The sequence below is a fragment of the Herbiconiux sp. VKM Ac-2851 genome, assembly GCF_013205105.1.
Classification (GTDB): domain Bacteria; phylum Actinomycetota; class Actinomycetes; order Actinomycetales; family Microbacteriaceae; genus Herbiconiux; species Herbiconiux flava.
Genome location: NZ_JABMLJ010000001.1, coordinates 137,706 through 163,486, shown reverse-complemented (window position 1 = coordinate 163,486; position 25,781 = coordinate 137,706). Strand labels below are relative to the sequence as shown.

Annotated in this window: 22 protein-coding genes; 16 read left to right on the top strand and 6 right to left on the bottom strand. The window is 68.9% G+C overall.

The window, feature by feature from the left end; genetic code table 11:
* Positions 1-96: 96 nt before the first annotated feature.
* Positions 97-846 carry an SDR family oxidoreductase gene (locus HQQ85_RS00765; RefSeq protein ID WP_173180613.1) on the top strand — a complete coding sequence of 250 codons (750 nt, stop codon included), beginning with the start codon at positions 97-99 and terminating at the stop codon, positions 844-846.
* Between the two features lie 20 nt (positions 847-866).
* Positions 867-1,064: a hypothetical protein gene (locus HQQ85_RS00760; RefSeq protein WP_173180612.1), complete on the top strand. Its 198-nt coding sequence runs from the start codon at positions 867-869 to the stop codon at positions 1,062-1,064.
* 30 nt (positions 1,065-1,094) lie between these two features.
* Here the strand turns inward: HQQ85_RS00760 and HQQ85_RS00755 are convergent, their stop codons facing one another.
* Together HQQ85_RS00755 and nirD are read right to left on the bottom strand one after the other, a co-directional pair.
* Positions 1,095-1,847: a CbiX/SirB N-terminal domain-containing protein gene (locus HQQ85_RS00755; RefSeq protein WP_173180611.1), complete on the bottom strand. Its 753-nt coding sequence runs from the start codon at positions 1,845-1,847 to the stop codon at positions 1,095-1,097.
* Positions 1,844-2,311 (bottom strand): nitrite reductase small subunit NirD, encoded by a 468-nt coding sequence (gene nirD / locus HQQ85_RS00750; RefSeq protein ID WP_173180610.1) that lies wholly within the window; start codon positions 2,309-2,311, stop codon positions 1,844-1,846. Before nirD ends, HQQ85_RS00755 begins: the two co-directional genes overlap by 4 nt.
* Before the next feature lie 159 nt (positions 2,312-2,470).
* On the opposite strand from nirD, the gene nirB reads away from it, so the two are divergent.
* Genes nirB through HQQ85_RS00735 form a run of 3 tightly spaced genes read left to right on the top strand, consistent with a single transcriptional unit; the run spans position 2,471 to position 7,145 of the window.
* Positions 2,471-5,212, top strand: coding sequence for a nitrite reductase large subunit NirB (gene nirB / locus HQQ85_RS00745; protein ID WP_173180609.1), 2,742 nt, complete (start codon positions 2,471-2,473; stop codon positions 5,210-5,212).
* Positions 5,209-6,018, top strand: coding sequence for a uroporphyrinogen-III C-methyltransferase (gene cobA, locus HQQ85_RS00740; protein WP_173180608.1), 810 nt, complete (start codon positions 5,209-5,211; stop codon positions 6,016-6,018). Before nirB ends, cobA begins: the two co-directional genes overlap by 4 nt.
* An 8-nt stretch (positions 6,019-6,026) precedes the next feature.
* Positions 6,027-7,145 (top strand): uroporphyrinogen-III synthase, encoded by a 1,119-nt coding sequence (locus tag HQQ85_RS00735; RefSeq protein WP_173180607.1) that lies wholly within the window; start codon positions 6,027-6,029, stop codon positions 7,143-7,145.
* 79 nt (positions 7,146-7,224) lie between these two features.
* Here HQQ85_RS00735 and HQQ85_RS00730 read toward each other — a convergent pair whose 3' ends face one another.
* Together HQQ85_RS00730 and HQQ85_RS00725 are read right to left on the bottom strand one after the other, a co-directional pair.
* The gene (locus tag HQQ85_RS00730; protein ID WP_173180606.1) at positions 7,225-8,163 is read right to left on the bottom strand and encodes a formate/nitrite transporter family protein; all 939 of its coding nucleotides are present in this window, start codon (positions 8,161-8,163) and stop codon (positions 7,225-7,227) included.
* Positions 8,164-8,360: 197 nt separating this feature from the next.
* On the bottom strand, positions 8,361-9,272 hold the full coding sequence (locus HQQ85_RS00725; RefSeq protein ID WP_173180605.1) for an AraC family transcriptional regulator: 912 nt from the start codon (positions 9,270-9,272) through the stop codon (positions 8,361-8,363).
* 122 nt (positions 9,273-9,394) lie between these two features.
* On the opposite strand from HQQ85_RS00725, the gene HQQ85_RS00720 reads away from it, so the two are divergent.
* The 6 genes from HQQ85_RS00720 to HQQ85_RS00695 all read left to right on the top strand — a co-directional run bounded on the left by HQQ85_RS00720 (position 9,395) and on the right by HQQ85_RS00695 (position 20,098).
* Positions 9,395-10,174: an SDR family NAD(P)-dependent oxidoreductase gene (locus HQQ85_RS00720; RefSeq protein ID WP_173180604.1), complete on the top strand. Its 780-nt coding sequence runs from the start codon at positions 9,395-9,397 to the stop codon at positions 10,172-10,174.
* Positions 10,171-11,340, top strand: coding sequence for a low temperature requirement protein A (locus HQQ85_RS00715; protein ID WP_173180603.1), 1,170 nt, complete (start codon positions 10,171-10,173; stop codon positions 11,338-11,340). The genes HQQ85_RS00720 and HQQ85_RS00715 overlap by 4 nt, the downstream gene beginning before the upstream one ends.
* Positions 11,341-11,544: 204 nt before the next feature.
* Positions 11,545-12,849, top strand: a complete 1,305-nt coding sequence (locus tag HQQ85_RS00710) for a M23 family metallopeptidase (protein WP_173180602.1) — start codon at positions 11,545-11,547, stop codon at positions 12,847-12,849.
* Between the two features lie 178 nt (positions 12,850-13,027).
* Positions 13,028-13,201, top strand: coding sequence for an antitoxin VbhA family protein (locus HQQ85_RS00705; protein WP_173180601.1), 174 nt, complete (start codon positions 13,028-13,030; stop codon positions 13,199-13,201).
* Positions 13,188-13,859, top strand: a complete 672-nt coding sequence (locus tag HQQ85_RS00700; protein WP_173180600.1) for a Fic family protein — start codon at positions 13,188-13,190, stop codon at positions 13,857-13,859. Before HQQ85_RS00705 ends, HQQ85_RS00700 begins: the two co-directional genes overlap by 14 nt.
* 113 nt (positions 13,860-13,972) lie before the next feature.
* The gene (locus HQQ85_RS00695) at positions 13,973-20,098 is read left to right on the top strand and encodes a DUF4011 domain-containing protein (RefSeq protein WP_216851390.1); all 6,126 of its coding nucleotides are present in this window, start codon (positions 13,973-13,975) and stop codon (positions 20,096-20,098) included.
* 50 nt (positions 20,099-20,148) lie between these two features.
* Here the strand turns inward: HQQ85_RS00695 and HQQ85_RS00690 are convergent, their stop codons facing one another.
* Complete coding sequence (locus HQQ85_RS00690) at positions 20,149-20,487, bottom strand: hypothetical protein (protein ID WP_173180599.1); 339 nt, start codon at positions 20,485-20,487, stop codon at positions 20,149-20,151.
* Between the two features lie 139 nt (positions 20,488-20,626).
* On the opposite strand from HQQ85_RS00690, the gene HQQ85_RS00685 reads away from it, so the two are divergent.
* The 3 genes from HQQ85_RS00685 to HQQ85_RS00675 all read left to right on the top strand — a co-directional run bounded on the left by HQQ85_RS00685 (position 20,627) and on the right by HQQ85_RS00675 (position 22,130).
* Positions 20,627-21,163, top strand: a complete 537-nt coding sequence (locus tag HQQ85_RS00685) for a hypothetical protein (protein ID WP_173180598.1) — start codon at positions 20,627-20,629, stop codon at positions 21,161-21,163.
* 77 nt (positions 21,164-21,240) lie between these two features.
* Positions 21,241-21,861: a hypothetical protein gene (locus HQQ85_RS00680; protein ID WP_173180597.1), complete on the top strand. Its 621-nt coding sequence runs from the start codon at positions 21,241-21,243 to the stop codon at positions 21,859-21,861.
* An 11-nt stretch (positions 21,862-21,872) separates the two neighbouring features.
* Positions 21,873-22,130 carry a hypothetical protein gene (locus HQQ85_RS00675; RefSeq protein ID WP_173180596.1) on the top strand — a complete coding sequence of 86 codons (258 nt, stop codon included), beginning with the start codon at positions 21,873-21,875 and terminating at the stop codon, positions 22,128-22,130.
* Positions 22,131-22,146: 16 nt separating this feature from the next.
* Here the strand turns inward: HQQ85_RS00675 and HQQ85_RS21510 are convergent, their stop codons facing one another.
* Complete coding sequence (locus tag HQQ85_RS21510; protein WP_371741708.1) at positions 22,147-22,269, bottom strand: hypothetical protein; 123 nt, start codon at positions 22,267-22,269, stop codon at positions 22,147-22,149.
* 27 nt (positions 22,270-22,296) lie between these two features.
* On the opposite strand from HQQ85_RS21510, the gene HQQ85_RS21505 reads away from it, so the two are divergent.
* Positions 22,297-22,623, top strand: coding sequence for a hypothetical protein (locus HQQ85_RS21505; protein WP_173180595.1), 327 nt, complete (start codon positions 22,297-22,299; stop codon positions 22,621-22,623).
* Between the two features lie 235 nt (positions 22,624-22,858).
* Complete coding sequence (locus tag HQQ85_RS00665) at positions 22,859-25,765, top strand: DEAD/DEAH box helicase (protein WP_371741791.1); 2,907 nt, start codon at positions 22,859-22,861, stop codon at positions 25,763-25,765.
* Positions 25,766-25,781 lie beyond the last annotated feature (16 nt).

The following is a 25,781-nucleotide window of genomic DNA, read 5'->3' as shown; positions in this document are numbered from 1 at the left end:
CCACGTTCCCTGGAGCGGGCCGGCGACCGATACCGTCGATACGGTCGTCGCCGCCGACGCCCCCGCACAGGCCGTCACTCTGGAAGGATCAGCCTCATGAAGATCGCCGTCGCCGGAGGAACCGGAACCGTCGGCCGCCACATCGTCGACGCGGCCCGCGGCCGGGGCCACGACGTGGTGGTGCTCGCCCGCTCGACCGGGGTCGACCTCACGACGGGCGCCGGCCTCGCGCCCGCGCTGGCCGGGGTCGACGTGGTGGTGGATGCCGCGTCGGTCGGCACGCAGTCGGCCACGGTCTCGCGGGCCTTCTTCGGCGGCGTCACTGCCCACCTCCTAGCGGCGTCGAAGGCCGCCGGTGTCGGCCACCACCTCGCCCTCTCGATCGTCGGCAGCGACCGCGCTCCCTTCGGCTACTACGCCGGCAAGGCGCTGCAGGAGCAGCTCGTGACGGCCGGGCCTGTCCCGTGGACGATCCTCCGCGCCACCCAGTTCCACGAGTTCGCGCAGCAGATCTACGGCCAGGTGAAGCTCGGCCCGATCAATCTGGTGCCGCGGATGCTCTCCCAGCCGGTCGCGGCCCGAGAAGTCGCCGCACGCCTCGTCGACCTCGCCGAAGCCGGCCCCTCCGGCCACGCGACCGATCTGGCGGGCCCCGAAGAACTGCGGATGGCCGACATGGTGCGCGCCTACGCGTCGGCAACAGGCGGTCGCGGCCCGATCGTGGAGGTCCCGCTGCCCGGCGGCTTCGGCAAGGCGCTCCGCGACGGCACGATCCTGGCGGGTCCCGCGGCTGACCGGGGGACGCAGACCTTCGCTGAATGGATCGCGCAGGTCCCCCGCCGGTAAAGACGAGTAGCGTGACGAGCATGAGAAGCCTCGGGTTCGTCATCGTCGGTGTGGTCGCGCTCGTGATCGGGGGCGTCTTCGCCGGTCAGGGCGCGAACCTGATCCCCGGCAGTTCGATGACCGGAGACCCCACGTGGCTCTACATCGGGCTCGCCCTCGCGGTCGTCGGCGTCGTGCTGATCGTGCTGGGCGTCCGTCGCCGCGGCGTCCGCCGCTGACGGTAGGGCCGCTCGAAGGCGACGTCGGGCTCAGCGGACGAGCTGGGTCGACGGCACGAACGCCAGCGACCAGCTGCGCCGCTGCGCCAGGTAGCGGTCGACGACGATGTCGACGAGCTCGGCGGGCGGCGGGGTGGTGCCGTCCAGGAGCGGCAGGGTGGTGCGGTCGCCGCCGGCCGCGGTGACGCGGTCGGAGAAGTGTCCGGGGGCGAGGAGGTAGTTCGCCACGACGACGCGGCCGCCCGGGAGAAGGTCCCGCCGCGCCAGGCCGACCGCGGCGCGGAGTTCGGGCTGGGCAGCCGAGACGAAGCCCAGCGTCACGGGGTTGCCGATCTCGGCGGCGAGCAGGCGGCGCATCCGCTCGCAATCGGCGACCGCGCGAGGGTCGGTCGAGCCGGCTGCCGCCAGCACGACGGTGTCGGCGGGCTCGAGCCCGACGTCGGCCAGGCGCCGGGCGAGCAGCGTCGCGAGCCGCACGTCGGGACCGAGCGCGGGGGTGACAGCGGCGGGGATCCGGGTGCGGGCGGCGGCGACCGCCTCGGCGAGGTCGACGTAGACGTGGAACCCCGCCGAGAGTAGCAGCGGCACCACGACGGCCGCCGAGTCGTCGGCGATACGGTCGAGGGTCGTGGGAACATCCGGGGTCTCGACATCGACGTGGCAGCCGAGCACCGTCACCCGCGGCAGCGCGTCGGCGACGGCCGCCACGAGCTGCGCCACCGCGGCCTGACCGACGGGTGAGGAGGTGCCGTGCGAGGCGAGCACGAGCTCGGGCGCGGTCACACCTCGACCTCGACGAAGCCGCAGACGACGCGGGTGCGGTAGGTGCTGAGCACGAGCTCGGGGTGGGTGAAGCACTCCCCCGTGCCGAGGTCGTAGACCTGCTTGTGCAGGGGCGAGGCGATCGTGGGGCGGTCGCCCTTCGAGCCGACGATGCCGCGGGCCATGACGTAGGAGCCGGTGGCCGGGTCCTGGTGCTCGACCGCGTAGATCTCGCGGGGTGAGAACAGCACGAGTGCGATCTGCTTCGCGCGCAGCAGCACGGCCTCGCCCCAGGAGGGCTCGAGGTCGTCGACGCGGCAGGCGCGCTGCCAGGTGCGGGCGGGCGGGGCGGCTGGGGTGACGTCGGCGGCTGGGCCGGCGGCTTCGGCCGCGACGGTGGCGACGGGCTCGACGGCTGCCTCCTCGGTGGCGTCGGTGCGGGCCGGTTCGACGGATGCGGCGGGTCGTTCGATCAGCAGGCTCATGACACCGACGCTAGGAAGCGGATGTTTCGCCTGTCGCAGCACCGTGTTTCGAGTGCGTGAAACCTCCCTCACACCTGTTGACGGTGCACGTGCGGTCGATGTAATCGGCTGTTACATGAGGGTCATCTCGATGAAACGGCGGATCCCTAGGCTCGCCGCATGACGACTCCTCCTTCCCCTCGCCGCCGCGTCGTCGTGATCGGCGGAGGCCCGGCCGCGCACCGCCTCGTCGACTCCCTGCTCGCCCGCGACGCCGGCCGCACCGTCGAGATCGTCGTCGTCGCCGAGGAGCAGCACCTCCCCTACGACCGCGTGGCGCTGACCCGCCGACTCGACGACCCCACCGACGACCTCGTCCTCGAGCCGACCACGCACTGGGGTGCCGAGTCGGTCGTGCTGCGGCGCAACGAGCGCGCGGTCGCGCTCGACACCGCGGCTCAGCGGGTCGTGCTGGCCGGCGGTGAGGTGCTCCCCTACGACGAGCTCGTGCTGGCGACCGGCTCGAGCGCCCCCGTCCCCGCCATCCCCGGCAGCGAGCAGGTGCGCGTCTATCGCACGATCGACGACGTGGATGCGCTCCGCAGCGAGGTGGCCGCGCTCACCGAGCGACTCGGCCGGGCGCCGCGCGCAGTCGTCGCCGGGGGCGGCTTGCTCGGCCTCGAGGCCGCGGGCGGACTGCAGCGCCTCGGCGCCTCCTCCACCGTCGTCCACTCCGGCTCGTGGCTGATGTCGGCGCAGCTCGACGAGGGAGCCGGCCAGGCCCTCGGCCGCCTCATCGCCGCCCAGAACATCGCCCTCGAGCTCGGCACCCGCCCGCGCGCGATCCTGCTCGCCGACGACGACGAATGCGACCGCGGTGACGACCACGACCACGACCTCGACCACCGCCGGGCGCAGACCGTCACCGCCGTCAAGCTCGCCAACGGCCAGACCCTCCCCGCCGACCTCGTGGTCTTCGCCATCGGCATCACCCCCCGCGACGAGCTCGCCCGCGACGCCGGCCTCGAGCTCGGCCCCCGCGGCGGCGTCGCGGTCGACACGGCCTGCCGCTCGAGCGACCCCCATGTCTTCGCCATCGGCGAGGTCGCCTCCGTCGACGGACGCTGCGTCGGCCTCGTCGCCCCCGCCAACGCCATGGCCGAGACCGTCGCCGACCGCCTGCTCGGCGGCGACGCCGAGTTCACCACGATCGACGACGCCACGAAGCTCAAGCTCTCGGGTGTCGAGGTCGCCGCGTTCGGCGACGCGATGGCCGCCGGCGACGGCGCCCTGGAGATCGTCTACGCCGACCCCGCCCGCGGCCTCTACCAGAAGATCGTCGTCAGCGACGATGCCCGCACCCTCCTCGGCGGCATGTTCGTCGGTGACGCGAGCCCCTACTCCGCGCTCCGCCCGCTGGTCGGCCGCACCCTCGACGCCGAGCCCGCCGCCTACCTCTCGGCCGCCGGTGCCGAGCCGCCCACCGGCACCGGCCTCCCCGACGACGCCCTGATCTGCTCCTGCAACAACGTCACCGCCGGCACGGTCCGAACCGCAATCAACGGCACCGAACATGAAGACGGATGCACCGACCTCTCCACCCTCAAGAGCTGCACCCGCGCCGGCACCCAGTGCGGCTCCTGCGTGCCCCTGGTGAAGAAGATCCTCGAGACCGAGCTCGAGAAGAACGGTGTCGCCGTCAGCCGCGCCCTCTGCGAGCACTTCCCCCTCTCCCGCCAGGAGCTCTTCGACTCGGTGCGCGTGCTCGAGCTGGCGAGCTTCGACGAGATCGTCGCGCGCTTCGGCACCGGCCGCGGCTGCGACATCTGCAAGCCGGTGGTCGCCTCGATCCTGGCGAGCCAGCGCGGCGAGTACGTGCTCGACTCCGGCCGCGGATCCCTCCAGGACACCAACGACCGCGCCCTCGCCAACATGCAGAAGGACGGCACCTACTCGGTCGTCCCCCGCATCCCGGGCGGCGAGATCACCCCCGAGAAACTCGGCGTCATCGCCCGGGTCGCCACCGAGTACCAGCTGTACACGAAGATCACCGGCGGCCAACGCATCGACCTCTTCGGTGCCCGTCTCGAGCAGCTGCCTGAGATCTGGAAGAAGCTCGTCGACGCCGGCTTCGAGTCGGGCCAGGCCTACGGCAAGTCGCTCCGCACGGTGAAGAGCTGCGTCGGCTCCACCTGGTGCCGTTTCGGCGTGCAGGACTCCGTCGGCATGGCCGTGCACCTCGAGCTGCGCTACCGGGGCCTGCGCGCACCCCACAAGTTCAAGCTCGGGGTCTCCGGATGCGCGCGCGAGTGCGCCGAGGCCCGCAGCAAGGACGTCGGCGTGATCGCGACCGACCAGGGCTGGAACCTCTACGTCGGCGGCAACGGCGGATTCCAGCCCGCTCACGCCCAGCTGCTCGCCAGCGATCTCGACGATGAGACCCTCGTGCGCTACATCGACCGATACCTCATGTACTACATCCGCACGGCCGACCGCCTGCAGCGCACCGCCCGGTGGATGGACGAGCTCGACGGCGGCCTCGACCACGTGCGCGAGGTGGTCGTGGAGGACTCGCTCGGCCTCGCCGAGGAGCTCGAGGCGGCAATGGCCACGCACGTCGAGGGCTACGAGGACGAGTGGGCGGCGACGCTGGCCGACCCCGAGCGCCTGCGCCGCTTCCGCTCCTTCGTCAACGCGCCCACCGAGGGCGACCCCTCGTTCGCCCGCGTCGAGGAGCGCGGCCAGCTGCGCCCGGCCACCGACGCCGAGCGCGCCGCGGGCACCGTGCTCGTGGCCGGCACCCGACTCCCGGTGCGCGAGCGCGAGTCCACCGCTACAGCGACCGCGACCGCCGCACCCACCCCGACACCGACCACCCACGGCCACACCACCACCGCCCCACGACCGGAGGAGTCCGCATGACCGAGGTACGAGCATCCGGAACCCGCGAACCGGCGAACGGAGGGCACGTAGCCATCGTCGGCGGCGGCCCCGGCGACGAGGAGCTGCTCACCGTCGCCGCGCTGAGAGAGCTCGAGCGCGCCGACGTCGTGCTCTACGACCGCCTCGCCCCGCACGAGAACCTCGACCGCCTCGCGCCGCACGCGCAGCTGATCGACGTCGGCAAGCGCCCGCACCACCACCCCGTGAGCCAGCGCGAGATCGAGCAGCTGATGGTCGAGCACGCGCTGGAAGGCAAGCGCGTCGTGCGCCTCAAGGGCGGCGACCCCTTCGTGTTCGGCCGCGGCGGCGAGGAGCTGCTGGCGTGCCGGGCGGCGGGCATCCCGACGCGGGTCGTGCCCGGGGTCTCGAGTGCGCTGGCGGTGCCGGCGTCCGCGGGCATCCCATTGACCCACCGCGGCATCAGCCACGCCTTCACCGTCATCTCGGGCCACGCGCCCTTCACCGAGAGCGAGTTCGAGCACCTGGCAGGCCTCGGCGGCACCATCGTGGTGCTCATGGGCATCACCAATCTGCCCTCGATCACCGCCGGGCTGAGACGGCACGGGATGCGCGCCGACATGCCGGTCGCCGCGATCGAGCGCGGGTTCAGCCCCAGCTCGCGCACGACGGTGAGCTCGCTCGCAGGCATCCTGCACGACTCGCACCGGGTGGGCATCGCCTCGCCCGCGGTCCTCGTGATCGGCGAGGTCGTGTCGGTGGCGCAGGCGGGCGACGAGGCCGCGGTCGCGCGCATCGACTCTCTCGTCGCGCTGGCCGGCAGCTAGGGCGCCGGATGTCCGACGTGCCGGGGTTCCGCCCCACCCAGCTCACCGGCTTCCGCATCGGCGTCACGAGCGACCGCCGCTCGCAGGACCTCATCGACGCCTTCGAGCGCCGCGGAGCCACCGTCGTGCACGCGCCGACGATCCGCATCACGCACTCCCCGCACGACGAGGTGATCGTCGCCGAGACGCGCGCCATCATCGCCGCGCGCCCGCAACTGCTGCTCGCGACCACGAGCTACGGCCTGCGCCGCTGGTTCGAGATCGCCGACTCCACGGGGCTCGGGCAGCCGCTGCTCGAGACGCTCGAGGCCGCCGACATCCTGGTGCGGGGACCCAAGGCGCGCGGGGCGATCCGGGCCGCCGACCTCGACGACGCGGGGATGAGCGACGAGGAGACCACGGCGTCGCTCGTGTCGAAGGTGCTGGCCGAACATCCGCCGGGCCTCACCGTGGCCGTGCAGCTGCACGGTTCGACGGACGAGCAGCAGCTCGACCGCCTGCGCGACGCCGGCTACACCGTCCTCACGGTGGCGCCCTACCAGTGGTCGGCGCCGAAGAACGACGACCACCGCGTGACCCGGCTCGTCGACGCCATCTGTGCCGGCCAGCTCGACTGCGTCACCTTCACCAGCGCCCCCGCGGTCGACGCGCTGCTCTCGGCCGCCGAGCTGCTCGGCCAGCTCGACCCGCTGCTGGACGCCTTCCGCGGCCCGGTCGTGGCCGCCGTCGTCGGCCCCGTCACCGCCGCTCCGCTGCTCGCGCTCGGCGTGCAGCCGATCCAGCCGGAGCGTTTCCGGATGGGTGCGCTGATCCGCCTGGTCTGCGAGTGGCTCGAGCAGAACCAAGTCGCGCGCGTCGAGACGAAGCACGGTCTCGTCGAGCTGCGCGGCAGCACCGCCTCGGTGGACGGCTCGACCGTGACGCTGCCGCCCACCGCGCTCGCCCTGCTGCGCTCGCTCGTCGCGGCGAAGGGAGCGGTGGTCTCGCGCGCCGTGCTGGCCGAGACCCTGCAAGCCGGGGGTGACGAGCACGCGCTCGAGATGGCGCTGAGCCGGCTGCGCCAGGCACTGCCGGCGCCGAAGATCGTGGCGACGGTGGTGAAGCGGGGCTACCGTCTCGACGTGTAGCCCCGCTTCGCCTGTCGTGCTCACGAGCATCCGTTCTTCTCGTTCATCTCGTTCTGCTTGGTTTCGTGCTTGTGGGCGGTCAGTCGGTGGCGAGCGCGGCGTCGCTGGTGAGCACCGCATCCTGCGACCGCACCACCGACGGGCGGCGTGAGGCGACCGGGCGACGGATGCTCGACGCCGCCTTCTTCGACCCGTCGAGCCGTCGCGTGGTGGGCGTGCGGGGCGCCTTCGTGCGGGCGTAGGTGAGGTAGAGCGGCAGGGCCGTGAAGACGAGGCCGCCGACGAGATTGCCGAGCACGGTGGGGATCTCGTTCCAGATCAGGTAGTCGGTGATCGTGAAGTCGCCGCCGAGCATCAGGCCGGCCGGGAACAGGAACATGTTCACGATGGAGTGCTCGAAGCCCATGAAGAAGAAGAGCATGATGGGCATCCACATGGCGATGACCTTGCCGGGGACGTCCTTCGCGATCATCGACATGGCGATGCCGGTGGAGACCATCCAGTTGCAGAGCACGCCGCGGATGAACAGCGTCAGCATGCCGGCGGCGCCGTGCTCGGCGTACCCGACCGTGCGGCCCTCGCCGATGTGGCCGATGGCCTCGCCGACCTCGTTCGGCGGCACCGAGAACCCGTAGGTCACGACGATCGCCATCAAGAGCGCCACGGTGAACGCCCCGATGAAGTTGCCGACGAACACCAGCCCCCAGTTGCGCAGCACGCCGCCGATGGTGACGCCGGGGCGCTTGTCGAGCCAGGCCAGCGGGCCCAGCACGAACACCCCGGTGAGCAGGTCGTAGCCGAGCAGGTACAGCATGATGAACCCGACCGGGAAGAGCACGGCTCCCAGCAGCGGGATGCCCGTGGTGACGCTCACGGTGATGGCGAACGCGGCGGCGATGGTGAGCAGCGCCCCGCCCATGATCGCTCGGACGATGGTGTCGCGGGTCGACAGGAAGATCTTCGTCTCCCCCGCGTCGATCATGGTCGAGACGAGCTCGACGGGCTTCACGTAGGACATGGACGGCCTTCCCCTTCGGACGTGGACCCCGCTCATCGGCGGGTGTCTCCGACGCTAGGGGGCGGCGGTTTCGCGGCTGTGTCGGCGCCTGTGCGGTTGCGTTACCGTTCGCTCACGGGGCGGCGGGGGTGGTGTGAGGTCGCGGCTACGAGGTCGTCCACCGCGCGCCAGTCGCCCTCGGTCGTCCGCGAGACTAGCTAAAGTCGGGCGGAGGCGGGGGCGCGGAGGGCGGCGGCGTCTTGGGTGGGGGACGCGCCGAAGGCGCGGCGGTACTCGCGGCTGAACTGGGAGGGGCTGTCGTAGCCGACCGCGTAAGCGGTGGCGCCGACGTCGCCGGAGCCGGAGCCGGTGCCCGCGATCAGGCGCAGGCGAGCCTCCTGCAGGCGGATGCTCTTCTGGTACTGGATCGGGCTCATCGACGTCACCGCGTGGAATGCCCGGTGGAACGCCGAGGGGCTCATCCGCGCGAGCGACGCGAGGTCGTCGACTCGGAGCGACTCGGCGAAGTGCTCCCGCATCCAGCGGACGACGTGACGCACGCGGCTCAGACTGCTGTCGGCGAGGCCGAGCTGGCGCACGGTCGCGCCCTGCTCGCCCGACATGATCAGCCAGAGGATCTCGCGCTCGATCAGCGGGGCGAGCACCGGGATGTCTCGGGGATGATCGAGCAGCCGGAGCATCCGGAGCACAGCGTCGAGCAGCCGAGGCGAGGTGTCCCCCACGGCGAGCGCCGACGGCGATGGCCCCCGAGACGGCCGGGGAAAGTCAGCCGCGGCTGCGGTGAGCATCAGCTCGGCGATGACCTCAGGGCGCAGCTCGAGGCCGAAGCCCAGCGCCGGATGCTCACGCGAAGCGTCGGTGAAGTGCCCCGAGACGGGGAGGTCGACCGAGGCGACGAGGTACTGGCCGGCGCCGTAATCGTGCACCGCCCCTCCGACGGAGATGCGCTTGGTGCCCTGCGCGACGACGGCGAGGATCGTGCCGGTCGTGGACTCGTCCTGCGAGCCCCCGTCGTCCATCCGCGACACGAGCACGCCGGGAATGGCGGTCGGGCTGATGCCGCCCGGGGCGTGCTGCGCCACGCGGCTGCGGAACTCGTCGAACGACATGAGACGAGTGAAGCAGTAACTCAGGCGAGGAGCATCCATTTCTGGCGTGCGCAGCAGTTCTGTGCGAGGAGTCGAGCGGATTCCCCTAACCCGTCACAGGCCGCCGCCGCTTGGCTGAAGGCATGAGCGAACAGACCAGCAACCAGAAGATCGTCGTCGTCACCGGAGCGAGCTCCGGCATCGGACGCGGCGCCGCCATCGAGATCGCCGCCCGCGGCATGGGCGTCGCCGCCACCTACAACGCCCGCCCCGAGGGTGCCGAGCGCACCGTCGAGGAGATCCGGGAGGCCGGCGGCACCGCCGTCGCACTCCCCCTCGACATCGGCCGCATCGACACCTTCCCCGCGTTCACGACCGCCCTCACACGGGTGCTGAGCAGCGAATGGGGCGCTACGAGCATCCACGCCCTGGTCAACAACGCCGGCTTCGGCGGCGGTATGGCCTTCGAGGAGATGACCGAGGACGCGTTCGACGCCTACTACCGCGTGCTGCTGCGCGGCCCGTACTTCCTCACCCAGGCGCTCCTACCGCTGATCGGGCACGGCGGCGCGATCGTCAACACCTCCAGCAGCTCGGTGCGGCCGGGCGACACCGAGCCCGGCTACTCGGGGTACGCGGCGATGAAGGGCGGCCTCGCCACCGCCACCCGGTACCTCGCGAAGGAGCTGAGCGGCCGGGCGATCCGCGTGAACTCGGTCTCGCCCGGACCGACCCGCACCCGTCTCGGCGACAACGCCTTCGAGCGGTTCCCCGAGGTGATCGACGGGCTCGCCGCCAAGACCGCGTTCGGCCGCATCGGCGAGCCGGCCGACATCGGGAAGGTCATCGCGTTCCTGGTCTCCGACGACTCGGCCTGGATCACCGGCGAGGACATCCTCGCGACCGGCGGCTACGCGCTGTGAGCGCCCGGTTCGCAACTGCCGCCGTCACCAGCCGCGAAGGCGACCGCGTCACCACCCTCGAGTTCTTCTTCGACCTGGCCTTCGTGTTCGCCTTCACCCAGCTCAGCCGCCTGATGGCGCAGCAGCACGACGCCCTCGGCATCCTGCAGGCGCTGGTCATCCTCGCGCTGCTGTGGTGGGCGTGGACGTCGTACGGCTGGCTCACCAACATCGCCCACGCCGACCGGGGCGTGGTGCGCGTGGCGATGATCGTCGGCATGACGGCGATGTTCGTCGCCGGCCTCGTGGTGCTGGAGGCCTACGACGACCTGCCCGGCGGCCTCGTCGGCCCCCTCGTCTTCGTCGGCGCCTACCTCGTCGCCCGGGTGACCCACGCGATCGTGTTCGTCTGGCTCGCCGAGCCGTTACTGCGTCGGCGCACCCTCCTTACCGTCGCGCTCTCCGTCATCCCGTCGGGAGCGCTCCTCATCGCGGGAGCGCTCCTCGGCGGCACCTGGCAGCTCTGGCTCACAATCGCCGCCGTCGCGATCGAGCCGATCGTCTCGGCCAAGACCAGCGTCGGCGTCGCCTGGCCCGTGCGCTCGACGGCCCACTTCACCGAGCGCCACGGCCTGATCGTCATCCTGGCCCTCGGCGAGTCGATCCTCGGCATCGGCACCGGGGCGGCCACCGAGCCGATCAGCGTCGGCATCCTCGCCGGCGTGATCCTGTCGATGCTCATCTGCATCGCCCTCTGGTGGGCCTACTTCACCCGCCTGAGCGGCGAGGCCGAGCACGCGCTCCTGGCCGTCTCCGCCGCCGACCGCGGGCGAACGGCCACCGCCGCGTACACCTACCTCCACCTCCTCCTGGTCGCCGGCATCGTGCTGGCCGCGCTCGGCCTCGAGGTCGCGATGGCCCACATCGAGTCCCCCGACCCCTTCGGCCTCTTCGGCGCCGCCGCCCTGGGCGGAGGAGCAGCCTGCTACCTCGCCGGCACCGCGGCCTTCGCCCGCCGCCTGCTCGGCGCCTGGAACGTCCCCCGCCTGGCGATCGCAACGATCTTCGTCGCGATCGTCCCTGTGCTCGGGATGCTCGCGCCGCTCGCCGCGCTGACCGGCGTCGTGGCGCTCCTCATCGCGCTCTTCGCGGCCGAACGAATCGCCACTCCGGCCCGAGCACACTGACCAGCGGCCCGGCCCCTCCGACCGCGGCGGCGTGGCTCGCCATGGCTGCGCAGACCCAGGTCCTCACTCGACCGGAGAGGACTCAGGTCTATGGTGCCGCGTCGGCCAGCACGCCACGGTGGTCGTGGAGGAAACCGAACCCGCATCCAGGACCGTCGCGCATCCACCACACCCGTCTTCGTCAGGCCGAACATCGGAGCCGCCATGCGTCGCATCTCTCTCAGCCGAACACGTGCCGCCGCAGCATCCGTGCTCACGCTCGGTCTCGCCGGCATCCTGCTGCTGACCGGATGCACGGCCGGAAGCCCCGCATCGCAGACTCCCGCCGCCGCGACTCCCTCGGCCGGCGCCCCGACCCCGACGCCCGTCGCCGACGGCGAAGACCTCACGCCCGAGACCTCCTTCACGCCCCTGATGGCCTCGACCACCACGACGCCCGCGCCCGTTCTCGGCACCGACGGCAAGGTGCATCTCGCCTACGAGCTGCTCCTCACGAACGCCGTCTCCCTGCCCTACGCCGTCGACTCGATCGACATCGCCGACCCCGAGACCGGCGACGCACTGCTCACCATCGGACCCGACAACACCCAGAGCTCCATCACACGCCTGGGAGACGACGCGGAGGGCACCGACGAGGCCGGCCCGATCACGATCGACCAGTCGGAGACGTGGATCGCCTGGATCGACGTCGCCGTCGACCCCGACGCCGTGCCCTCCCGCCTGCAGCACACCGCGAACGGCGCCATCCAGCGGCCCGACGGCCAGACCATCCCGGTCGACGCCGTCATCAACACCACCACCATCAGTGACGCGGAGGCGCAGGTCGTCTCCTCGCCCGTGGCGGCGGGCGACTGGCTGATGAGCGAGGGCTGCTGCAGCAACTACACCCACCACCGCAACGGCTTCGCGCCGGTCAACGGCCAGGGCCTCGTGCCGCAGCGCTTCGCCATCGACTTCTACAAAGTGGATGCCGACGGCGTCACCTGGGAGGGCGACCCGAGCAAGCCGGAGAGCTACTTCTCCTACCGCCAGCCGATCGTGTCGGCGACAGCCGGAACCGTCGTGCGAGCCGTGGACGAGTTCGAGAACAGCACCTCGCTTCCCGAGCCGCCGCCCATCCCTCCGATCATCGAGACCGTCGGCAACCATGTCGTCGTCGAGATCGGGCCCGGCCGCTACCTGCTCTACGGGCACATGGACCCGGGGTCGGTGAAGGTGAAGGTCGGCGACACGGTGGAGGTGGGGCAGGAGCTCGGTCTCATCGGCACGAGCGGCAACTCGTCCACCCCTCACCTGCACTTCCAGCTGCAGACCGAGCCCACGTTCTTCCCCACCGACAGCGTGCCCTGGGCGTTCGACCGCTTCACGCTGCTCGGCTCGATCACCGAGCGGATCTGGGACGACGACCTCGGCCTCCAGCCCACCGGCCAGCTCCCCTTCGAGGCCATCGACCCGTCCGATCGCGAGAACGAGATGCCGCTCGACCGCGACGTGATCCGCCTCGACTAGGGCTCGAGAGCCCAGGGCACGAACGTGGCCTTCTCAGGCCCCCTCGGCACATGGAACATCCCCGGCCTCGCGATCGGGCACAACCTTCGTCGCCACCGTCCGCTTCCACCAGTGCGGGGGCCATGCTCACTCCGGATGTCGGACGTGACACATAGAATCGCTCATCAGGAGGATCTCGATGACCATCACTGAAACGCGAGCACAGCAGGTCGAAGCGGCGATTCACAGCGCCGAGATCGAGGGCCTTACGGTGACGGACAACACCCGGGCTGATGCTGACTCCTATGTGGCCGGCGTGATCGACTCGAGCGAACTCGTCGACCGAGTCCGTGCCCGTTATGGCCTCTCCTGACTTCATCGACCCGTACCTGATACCCGGCTCAACCGTCCTCCGCAACCTCGTCGGGGCTGTCACCGCCACCGAGCTGGCCGAAGCCGAGGCCGATCTCTCGTTCGCTCGCGCGGTAGAGCTGCTGGACCATCCGGTCAGGCCCACGAATGATCTCCGCGAGTTCAAGGCAATTCATCGGCACCTGTTCCAGGACGTCTTCGACTGGGCCGGCCAAGTTCGCTCGGTCGATGTTCGAAAAGACGTGCCAGGCGCACAGTTCTTCTTGCCGGTCGGCTACATCGAGCGCGCTGCCGAGATCTGCTTCGGCGAACTGGCGGAGGAGCAGCACCTCACGGGGCTTGGGCGCGACGCGTTCATACAGCGGCTCGCCTTTCACTACGAGAAGATCAACTACATTCATCCGTTTCGGGAGGGCAATGGCAGGACGCAGCGGATCTTCTGGAACCGCCTCGCCCTCGAAGCGGGCTGGCAGCTCGACTGGCGTCCGGTCCACGGCGAGGAGAACCACGCGGCCGCTCGCGCGGGATCCGATGAAAACGACCTTGCGCCCCTGATCGCGATGTTCGAGAAGGTCGTCACGCGGGCGGATGCGCACGAGCGCGATCGGGTGATGACCGAGATCAGGCGACTCTCCATAGCCCCGTCGGAAAAGAGCTGAGCCGGCCGGCCCCGTGCCGGCGTGTCAGCGGCCCGACGTATGCTCGTGGGACGCAGTGACGAGGTGGGCGGGCGCTGCGCGTTCGATCGCCGTGAAGCGCCGGGAGCAGCTCGATGGACAGCAACAACCCTGAAGTCAGCCGTGCGCCCGAAGGCGCCGGCGAGCACGAGATGACAGCGGCGGCGGCGGCAACAGCGACAGCGACAGCGACAACGGACACGACCACGGCCACGGCCACGGCCACGGCCACGGCGAGGCTCGAGCTCACGACCGCCGGCGTCGTCAGCTACGCCCTGGCCAACGCCCGCCTCTCCGCGCTCGAAGCCGTCACCATCACGAACGACGGCCCCGCCCGCCGCGGCGCCACCCTAGTGATCGAGGCCACCGACGCCTTCGGCTCCCTCGGCGCCCCGAGCACCACCCTGATCGACCTAGCCGAGCACGCCACCATCACCCTCGACGAGCGAACCCTCCACCTCGACCCCGCGACGATGCTCGCCGTCGACGAGCAGCGCCCCGGCCGCATCACCGCCCGCCTGAGCGACGCCGACGGCACGCTGATCGCGCAGGCAGCCGCAGACGTCGACGTCCTCGCCGCTTCCCAGTGGCGCACGACCCCGGTGCAGCTCGGCATGGAGCTCCTCCCCGCCTACGTGCAGCCGAACGCCGCCGCGATCCAGCCGCTCCTGCACGAGGCCGGCGAGCTGCTCGAGCAGGCCACGGGCGACCGCAGCATGACGGGCTACCAGCTCGACGATCCGAGCCGGGTGGATACGACGGTCGCGGCGATCTTCGAAGCCATGCGCCAACGAGGCATCCGGTACGCCGAACCGCCCGCCAGCTGGGCGGGCACCGGCCAGAAGGTGCGCACCCCCGCCGAGGTGCTCGAAGGCCGGGTCGGCACCTGCCTCGACACGACCGTCGTGCTCGCCGCCGCCCTCGAGCAGGCGGGCATCAACTCGACGCTGTGGATCTTCGACGGCCACGCCCTCCTCGGCTACTGGCGGCACAACAGCGAGCTGGGCTCAGTGGTCGACTTCGAGCCCGCCGACCTGATCAACCGCGTGGCGCTCGGCCAGATCGTGCTGATCGAGACGACGGCCGTCACCGACCAGCGAGCCGGCGACTCCGAGGTGGCGATGAGCGCGGCGAAGAGCGCCGCGAGAGCGCGCATCGAGGGCGCGCCGAGCACCTTCATCGGTGCCGTCGACGTGGGCGCGGCGCGGTCGGCGAGCATCTTCCCGCTGCCGTCCCGGTCGGTCGACGCCGACGGCAGCGTGGTCGTCACCGAGTACCGGGTGGCCCCGCGGGTGGCGACGCGCGACGGCCGCGCGACGACGGCGGCCGGCGGTGAGGGGGCGGGGCGAGCATCCGCCCCACCTCGCGTGGCGCAGTGGAAGAACTCGCTGCTCGACCTGAGCCTGCGCAACCGGCTGATCAACTTCACCGACCGCGCCGGCTACTCGCTCGCCGTGCCGAGCGGCTCCCTCGCGCAGCTCGAGGACCAGATCAGTTCGGGGCTGCAGCTGTCGCTGCGACCCTCGAACACGGTCAGCGCCGTCGATCGCGAGCGCAAGATCCAGTACGGGCGCGAGCTGCCCGACGAGACGCGCGCCCAGCTGCTCGCCGACCGCAAGGAGGCGTACATCGACATCACCGACGAGTCGTACGCCACGAAGCTGCGCTATCTCGCCTACAAGGCGAAGACGATCGTCGAGGAGACCGGCGCCAACAACCTCTACCTCGCCTTCGGCATGCTGCACTGGACGTTCAACGACCGCGAGCTGCGGTCGCCGCTCATCCTCGTGCCGGTCACGCTGACGACGGCCAACCGCGGCTCGCTCTACCGGCTCACGCTCGACGAGTCGGGCGCGTCCACCCCCAACTACTGCCTGCTCGAGAAGCTGGGTCAGGCGTTCGATCTGAGCATCCCGGGGCTGGCCGAGCCGGTTCAGGATGGCGCGGGCATCGACCTGCAGGCCGCGTTCACCGCGACGCGGCAGGCGGTTCTGGATGCCGGACTGCCCTTCCGGGTCGACGACACCGTGAATCTGGGCATCCTCCAGTTCGCGAAGTTCCGGCTCTGGAAGGACCTCGACGAGAACTGGGAGTCGCTCGCCGCCAACCCGCTCGTGAAGCACCTGATCGAGACGCCGACCGCGGCCTTCGCCGACCCGGTGCCGCCGGCGGCCGAGGGCACCGTCGACCTCGACGCCCTGAGCGCGCAGTGCCCGGTGCCGGCCGACTCGTCGCAGCTCGAAGCCGTCGCCGAGGCCGCGCAGGGCCGCACCTTCGTGCTCGAGGGCCCTCCCGGAACGGGCAAGTCGCAGACCATCACGAACCTGCTCGCGAAGGCGCTCACCGACGGCAAGCGTGTGCTGTTCGTGGCCGAGAAGCGCGCGGCCCTCAGCGTGGTGCAGCGCCGCCTCGAGGAGATCGGCCTCGGCCCGTTCTCGCTCGACCTGCACGACAAGGGCGCGCGGCCCACGGCGGTGCGCGCGCAGATCAAGTCGGCGCTCGAGCACCGGGTGACGACCGACGGCGCCGCCCTCACGACGAACCTCGAGATCGCGAACTCGAACCGCCGCACGCTCTCCCGCTACGCCGACCGTCTGCACGAGAGCAACCCGGCCGGGCTCTCCCTCTATTCGGCGCGCACGAGCGAGCTGGCGGCCGACGCCTTCGTGCCCGCGCTGCCGGTGCCGGCGTCGCTCGTCGCGGGCGGCTCGCCCGAGGACTTCGACGCGATCCGCACCGCGCTGCGTGACCTGCCCGAGACGGCCGACTACGTGCGGCCGCAGCGGGTGAACCCGTGGGGCTTCGTGGTCGACCGGCCGGAGGCGCCGGTCGACGCAGCCGTCACGCACGCCGCGGCGAAGACTCTCGACAACGCGATCGCAGCGGCCGCCGACGCCGGAAACGCCCCCGAGCTCATCGACCTGGCGCAGACCCCCGAGCAGCTCGCCGACTGGTCCCGCATCGACGGCTACCAGCGCGAACCGCTCGCCGTGATCGACGCCGCCCGCGACACCACGAGCCCCTGGAACCAGCAGGCTCAGTTGGTCCTCGACCAGCTCGCCACTCTCGCGCAGACCCCGCCGCCCTGGATGCAGCAGGCACAGCCCGAGGCGATCGCGCTCGATGCGGCGGGCATCCACGCCGAGGCGCTGGCCGCCGACCAGTCCGGCTTCTTCGGCCGCAAGAAGCGCCGCCGCGCGGTCGCGGCCCGCCTCGCCCAGGTGCTGAGAGCACCAGACGCGGTCGACCTCAAGCAGCTCTCGACGCTCACCGGCCAGATCGCCGCCTCGGCCGAGCACGCGAACGCCCTCCGCGCCACCGTGCAGCAGCTGCCCGGCGTCCACCTCACCACCGCCTGGAACCCGCTCCGCCCGAGCGACGCCGAAGCGGCTCGCACCCAGATCGCCTGGCTGCGCTGGGTCGGCTCGACCATCGGCGTGCGCCCCGGCGACCAGCCCGACCCCTTCACCACCGAGAGCCGCTGCCTCTACGAGACCACCGCACCCGACGCGAATCGCTCAGCAGCCCTGTCGGCAATGAGCACCGCCTGGGGCGACCTCATCGCGGCAGCACTCACGACAGCGAACGGCCTCGCCGACTGGGCGACAGCTCACCAAACGAGCGAGCCGACAGCCGCCCCCGCCCACCGCAGCTTCTTCGACGCCTGGGCCGCCACCCGCCCCGGCCGCGCCGTCGACTCCCCCACCCCGGTCGCCCTCGACCGCTGGCTCGCCTTCTCCCGAGCCCTCGAACCGCTCCGCCGCCGTGGCTTGACCGAGGCGGTGCAGGCCCTGGAAACCGGCGACCTCTCAGCCGACGACGCCCGCCTGTCGTTCGAGAAGGGTCTCGCGGCGGCATCCGTCGACGAGCGCGAGCAGAGCACCGGCCTGGCCGACTTCGACCCCACCGCCCACAACCGCTCGATCGAGCGCTTCACGACGAGTGCGCTGGCAATCCGCGCCGAGCTGCCGAACGCCATCCCGGCCCACGTGCTGGCGCTCAGGCGTTTCGACTCGAGTGCGCCGGCCGGCCAGGTCGGCCTGCTGCGCCGCCAGCTCGAACGCCAGCGGGGTGGGATGAGCGTGCGCACCCTGCTCGACACCTTCGGCGAGCTGATCACCCAGATCCTGCCGATCACCCTGATGTCGCCCGAGTCGGTAGCCCGTTTCTTCCCCGCGAAGCCGGGCCTGTTCGACATCGTGGTGTTCGACGAGGCCTCGCAGATCCGGGTGGCGGATGCGGTGGGCGCCATGGGCCGCGCCGGCTCCGTCGTCGTGGTGGGCGACAGCAAGCAGATGCCGCCGACCAGCTTCGGCGAGGCGGCCATCGACGCCGACGACGAGCTCGAGCTCTCGGCCGAGGCGGTCGCCGTGGCCGACGAGGAGTCGATCCTCTCGGAGTGCGTGCAGTCGCAGGTGCCGAGCAAGTGGCTGTCGTGGCACTACCGCAGCCAGGACGAGTCGCTCATCACCTTCAGCAACCACCACTACTACGAGAGCCGCCTCTCGTCGTTCCCGGCGCCCCTCCGCTCGACCGAGCGCGACGCCCTCGACGGCTACGGCGTCTCGATGGTGCGCGTGAACGGCGTCTTCAACCGCGCCGGCAAGGGCAAGGAGCTGCGCACCAACCGCATCGAGGCCGAGGCGATCGTAGCCGAGATCCGCCGCCGCTTCGACGCCGCCGCCCGCGCCCAGGCCGATGTTCCCCTGGCCGAGTTCGAGGCCCCGTCGCTCGGTGTGGTGACGTTCAACGCCCAGCAGCGCGACTTCATCGAGAACCTGCTGCGCGACACCGGCGACGAGCGCATCCTGAAGGCCCTCGACCACGACAGCGAGGGCCTGTTCGTGAAGAACCTTGAGAACGTGCAGGGCGACGAGCGCGACGCCATCCTCTTCTCGATCGCCTTCAGCGTGAACGACAAGGGCTTCCTGCCGCTGAACTTCGGCCCCCTGCAGCGCGCCGGCGGCGAGCGCCGCCTCAACGTGGCGGTCACCCGAGCCCGCCGCCAGGTGCTCCTCTTCGCGAGCTTCGACCCCTCAGAACTCCGCGCCGAGCAGACCAGCTCGGTGGGCGTGAAGCACCTGAAGTCCTACCTCGAGATGGCCTCCCGCGGCTCCGACGCCCTCGAGGCCGACCCCCGCCGCACGGCCATCTTCGACCGCCACCGAGACGACATCGCTGCAGAATTGCGGATGCGCGGCCTGGCCGTGAAGACCGACGTCGGCCTCTCCGACTTCCGTGTCGACCTCAGCATCGCCCCGGCCGCCACCCCCGACCGCCCCCTCCTCGCGGTCCTCCTCGACGGCGACTCCTGGAGGGCCCGCCGCACGGTCGCCGACCGCGACGGCCTCCCCACGGAGGTGCTGAAGAACCTCATGCACTGGCCGTCGGTCGAACGCGTCTGGCTCCCGGAGTGGCTGCACGCCCGCGAGGCGGTGCTCGACCGGCTGGAGCTGGCGGTCGCTGATGCTCTGTCGGCCGCCGACGATGTCTCGCAGATCGCTCGCGTCGACTCGATGGTCGAGCAGGCCCTCGAGGACGACCTCGACCTCGACGATGCCGAGCCGGATTTCGCCGAGCCGCCGACTCCGACCGCTGACGCTGAGCCAGGCCTGTTCCTCCGGTCGATCGCGACGGCGGCACAGACGTCGACCGTCGACGACCTCCTCTCCCCCTACACGCCCTGGGTACCGCGCCGAGTCGGCTCGATCGCAGTCCTCGACGCGCTCCCCCGCCAGGACGCGGCTCGAGCCGTCGAGGCCGTGATCCGCGAGATCGTGACAACCGAAGGCCCGGTGCACCTGGTGCGCCTCGCAAAACTCGTGGCTGCCGCCTTCGACCTGAACAAGGTTGCGCAGTCCCGTGCCACAGCCATCCTGCGCCACGTCCCGGCCGAGATGACGGCCCGCTCCACCGAGCCCTTCGCCTGGCCGACCGACGTCGACCCGACGACCTGGCGCGGCGCCCGCTCCTCGCAGCAGGGCGACGGCCGCTCCCTCGACCACGTCTCCCTCATCGAGATCGCGAACGCCATGTCCATCGTCGCGGAAGCCTCAGCGGGCCTGGCCGAGCCCGACCTCAAGCGCGAAGCCCTCGCAGTCTTCGGCGGCCGCCGAATGACCGAGGCGATCAGCACCCGCCTCGACGCGGCCCTCGAGTGGGGCATCGACAACGCCCGCCTCCGCCGCGCCGAAGCAGGCATCATCCAGTCGGCGTCCTGAGCGGATGGCGGCGAGGCGCCGCCGGCGTACGAGCTGATAAATCAGTTCGTTCAGACCGGCCGTCGGTCGAGCGCTATGCGCTCATCGATAGCCCCACCCGGATCACTGATGACGATCCAGTCGGCGGCCTCGGACAGTGGGCCGTCGAACCCCACGCTCACCTCATCCGGCAGCACCATGCCGCCCGACGAGGTCGCCCGCCAGGCGTACTCCGCGCCAGTGTCGTCAAATAGCGTCATCCTCAACTCTCGAAGCTCGCGTCCTGTTCTGCTGTCGAGTCCAACAAGACGCACGACCGTCTGCTCCGGCCACAGTTCGACGAACGACAGCACATAGGCAGCGCCGCTCGCCAGCACCGCCGGCCTCTGGACCACGATCAGCTCAGGCACAGGCCTCATCACCGTCTCTCCAACCGACCGCTGGACGCATCCGCAATCTCCGCTTGCTGAATATTCATCACTACCCTACTGTGATCACCATTCGGGGAACGGATACCCAACGCGGCGCTCTCAAGTCGAAGGGTCAACGATGATCACAGTCCCCAATGCCCGCACCTGGCGGGTCCGCTTCTGCGTCGCAACAGCCATTGCCGTCACGTGCGCGGCTGTGGCGATCGGCCCCGTAGCGGCGTCCGCCAGCACTTTGGCCGAAGGCGAAGCCACACCCCCGGTGCAGGTTGAGCCGATCGACCCGAGCGATCCCGTCATCCACAGCGATGGCACCATCACCGGCGGGGACGGCCACATCCTGGGGACCGACCGCTGCGGCAGCACAGCATCCTTCCCGCCCCTCGGCGGTTATGGCCCCGTGTCCCAGGCGACCTGCGCCTACATCGGCTCACCAGGAGCAATGGCCGGCTATACCTGGTCGGTCGCACCGTTCTCGCGGTCGCAAGCCTGCGTCTCGGGTCTCGGATACAACTCGGCTACCTCGCCTGTCTACTTCGGCGTCGGCTGCGGCAAGAGCGGCGCGAAGAACGTCTCCTGGGGCAACGTCTTCGGGTACCAGAAGCTCAAGGCCTACGCGACCGGCCTGATGACCGCTGGGATGATCGCTTGGCATTGAGATGCCGGGGCAGTAGAGCCACCGCGGCAGGAGCGATCTCGCTCGCGGTGCTGGTCTGCTCATCGTGCACCAGCGCGGTGACCCCCACGGCGCACGATCTGGCCACGCAGCTCGAGAAACTTGGAGTCGCACTCACGTGCGTCCGTGCCCTGCCGCTCTACGACGACGTCTACCACCTGGCCTCGATGAGAGGAACGATCTGCGTCGACAGCGATGGATCGATCACTCAGATCCGTGTCTTCGACTCACCGACCGCCAGCTTGGTGGCGCTGCAGGACTGGGCAGTCGACACCGACAGCCAGTGGCTCGTGCAAGACAGCAACTGGTTCGCGATCGGGCCCCGCCAGACTGTCGGAGATGTCGCCATCCAAGCCGGGGTCGCACTGACACCAACGCAGGTGATCCCAGACCTACCCAAGGGCTACCAGCCAGACCCGCTCGACGAATGCGCTCAGTTCGTGAGCAGCACCGCCTACACGTATCTGACGGATGCGTCGATGTTCGACTCCGACAGAGCCGCCTTCGAGAAGGTTCTCCCAGGCGTCACGGCCGAAGTCGAGTCGTTGATCCAGAAGCCAGGTTCAGCCGAACTCCGCGGGCTGGCTCCGGAAGATCTCGCCTTCGAATCCGAATTCTCACGCCTGGGCCCAGACGTGAAGTCATTCTGCCGCGACTCCTCGACAGCCGACCCCACCTGAACTGGCCGCTCATGCCCCCACGCCTCACAGCCCGCCAGATCTTCATCACGGGCATCATTCTCGCAGCGGCCGGAGCCGCCCTGGCGTTGGTCACCGACGGATGGTTGACGGCGATCTTCCAATCGGCCGATGTCCCTCATGCAATCGCCGGCTCCATCGCGATCATCGTCCGAGAGATCTGCATGACCCTCGGGTTGGTCCTGATCGGCGTCTCGCTCTTGGCTCGAGTTGTGGAATCGTCCACCCAAGGCGAGGTCAACAGCCGTTGAAGGTCGCGAGCCCATCCTAACGTTCGGACCGCCACTTCTCGATCGCGTTCAGCGTGAACGAAAAGGGCTTCCTGCCGCTGAACTTGGCCCGCTGCAGCGTGCCGGCGGCGAGCGCCGCACGACGATCTTCGATCGCCACCGAGACGACATCGCAGCAGAATTGCGGATGCGCGGCCTCGCCGTGAAGACGGACGTCGGCCTCTCCGAGTTCCGAGTCGACCTCAGCATCGCGCCAGCAGACACCCCCGACCGCCCGGTGCTGGCGGTGCTCCTCGAAGGCGACTCCTGGAAGTCACGCCGCGCGGTCGCCGACCGCGACGGCCTCCCTACCGAGGTACTGAAGAACTTGATGCACTGGCCGGAAGTCGAGCGCGTCTGGCTGCCGGAGTGGTTGCATACCCGCGAGGCGGTACTAGACCGCCTCGAACTGGCTAAAGCCGATGCGCGAACGTCTCACGGCTTCGGGAAGCAATCTGCTCGGTCCACTCGATGATCGATGGGGCCCTGGACGGACCGCGCCAGGCCCAGTTCGTCCCCCGATAGGGGGGAGTGTCGCTTCTCTACAGTTGACGCCGAATTGACCAGACTGAGTGAACTACTCAATGGAGGTGACCTGAGTGGGGGATGCATTTCCAAGCTTCGCGCAGGAAATAACGAGCAAACGCTGGATCGCGCGCCAGCGACTCGAGGACGGCGGAATTCTCGCGGACCAGACTCCAGACGAGCCAATGGTGGCAATGCAGTCCTGGCCAGCTGTCCTTGATCTACACGAAGGGACGGAGGAACGGCCCGGTCTGCGACGCCCGCAAGTTGGAGCTGTTCATGCGTTGCTCGGCTATTGGACCACTGATCCAAAGGTTCCAGCCACGATCGTAATGCCAACCGGCACTGGAAAGACCGACTCGATGGTCGCTGCGCTTGTGGCTGCACGCATCAGTAAGCTGCTAGTAGTCGTGCCGTCGGATGCCCTCCGAGACCAAATCGCAGAGCGGTTCGAGTCTCTTGGGGTGCTTCGAGCAACTGGTCTAGTTGGCCCAGAACAGAAGAACCCGGTTGTGGCTCGGCTCCGCGGTGCTCTAACCGATCTGGCGGACGTCGATCGACTCCTTGCCAGCAGCGATGTCGTAGTTACCACTCCCCCTGCACTTGATAGCAGCGAAGCCGGTCTGAAACAGCAGCTTCTTGACGGTTTCTCGCACTTGTTCATCGACGAAGCCCATCACGTCGGCGCTCCGACGTGGCGAGCCATCAGAGACGCTTTTCTTCCCAAACCGGTCGTCCAGTTCACGGCCACTCCGCACCGCGCAGATGGACAACATCTTGGCGGGTCGATGGTCTACGTTTTTCCGCTACGAGAGGCGCAGCGAGAGGGGTATTTTTCCACTATTGGGTACCTTCCAGTGCTCGATCTATTGGCGCCTGATGAGGCCGTGGCCATGGCCGCGGCCGGTCAGCTGCGAGCAGATCTTGCCTCCGGTTCCGACCACATCCTTATGGCACGAGCGAAGACCATCGCGCGAGCAGAAGCGATCACGGAGATCTATCAGGCGATTGCACCTGAATTCGCGCCCGTTGTCGTTCACAATCGAACGAAGAGGGAGCAACGCCAAAATGCGATAGGTGCTCTTCACGACAGGACATCGAGAATACTGGTGTGTGTCGATATGTTCGGGGAAGGTTTCGATCTCCCGCAACTGAAGATTGCGGCAATGCACGACCAGCACCGTAGCCTCGGAATTACCCTTCAATTCATCGGGCGGTTTGCCCGAGGAGGAGTGACCGGTCTTGGCTCCGCGACAGTCATCGCTGCACAGACGGACTATCGGCACATCGATGTGCTTCGCCAACTGTATGCGGAGGATGCCGACTGGAACTCGATCGTCGAAGATCTGAGCCGAGCTGCCGTCGATGAGCAGGTTGAGCTAGACGAGTTCGTGAAGGCGTTCAATCACGATCCGGATCCAGTCTCAATTCACAGCGTGACCCCTGCGATGAGTACTGTCGTCTACCGAAGCCCGGTCCTGGTTTGGTCGCCAACCAAGCTGAATGAGATATATGACGAAGCTAAGCTCCTCACCTTTCCCATTCCGGTAAGTGAGCGAGACCACGTCACCTGGTTTGTGACGCAAAGTCGGGCCGCGGTCCGATGGGGAACTATCGACGGGGCGGACGGTATTGAGCACCATCTGTACATCGCCTACTGGGACCCCGGCCGCGGACTTCTCTACATAAATAGCTCAAACAACGATGGCGTACACGAGGACATGGCAATTGCTCTGGTCGGGCCTGAAGCTTCGCTAATTCATGGAGAGCGAATTTACAGAGTTTTCCACGGCGTTGATCGCCTCACCCCAACTAACGTCGGGCTGCTCGATACTCGTAGTCGTGCGCGACGCTACACGAGTTACACCGGAGCAGACGTTACGGACGGGTTCCCCACTGCAGAGAAGCAGACCAAGGCCCAAACACATATTGCAGGGAGTGGCTTTGTCGGTGGAGTTCCTCATAGCATCGCTGGTTCTAGAAAAGGTCGTGTGTGGAGTCATCGGACTGCGCCAGGCATCAAAGAATGGACTGCTTGGTGCGATGCTATTGGAACAAAACTTCTTGACGACACCATCAGTGTCGAGACACTCATTGCTGGCTTCATCAAGCCGCAGCCAATCGATCGCTGGCCGGATCTGACGGTCTTGGCGGTGGAGTCTACGCTCGCTTTAGAGGAGGCCTTGGCAAACGCCGTACTCAGTCGCGACGGTATTGACGTTCCATGGTCATCTGTGGAGCTCGATGTTGTGCCGCATCGGCCAGACGAGAGTATCAAGCTGACCCTGAGGACGGACGAGTGGGATGCGGAGTTCCTCCTACTCCTCCCCGCGTCGGGGCTGAGCTGCGTCGCAGTTGACGTAGATGTGACCGTCAAGCGGGAACGCTCTGATACGACCTTTGGGAAGCTAGCCACAGCCCGTGGACTTCTCGTGAACTTTGAGGGCGATGCGATCGTCGAACCACCAGGCATCCTGCTGCGGCCAGATCGAGCGCTCCTACCTTATGTACTCGATCATCAGTCAGTCCTGGACTGGCGAGACGTCAACATCCGCAAAGAGTCATGGGGCAAGGAACGAGATCTGCTGACAGTCCAGGGCAGGATGATCCAGGTTACGGAGGAGGGTGACTGGGATCTCATCATCGACGACGACGGACCGGGTGAGATCGCCGACATCGTGGCGCTACGCGAGGTGGATGGATCCCTAGTCGTCAACCTCATCCATTGCAAATACTCGCATAAGGATTCACCTGGGGCCCGCATCGAAGACCTCTACGAGGTCTGCGGACAATCGATGAAATCAGCCCGGTGGCGCCGTGATCCCGAAGGCATGCTTCGGAGACTCCTTCTCCGCGAACGTGATCGGCTCAAGAATTCACGACCTTCGGGATTCGTTCGCGGGTCGGTCGCTGAACTCAACGAACTTATCAACCGCGCACATCAACTTCAGCCCCGCTACAACATTTCGGTAGCGCAACCAGGCTTGAGCGCCAGGAGAGCCAGCGCTCAGCAACTCGAACTGCTTGCGAGCGTCGAGGTCTATGTATCTGAGATAGCAGCGGCTGGCTTCGCCGTCCGTTGCAGCGCGTAAAGCGCCCTGGTTCGAT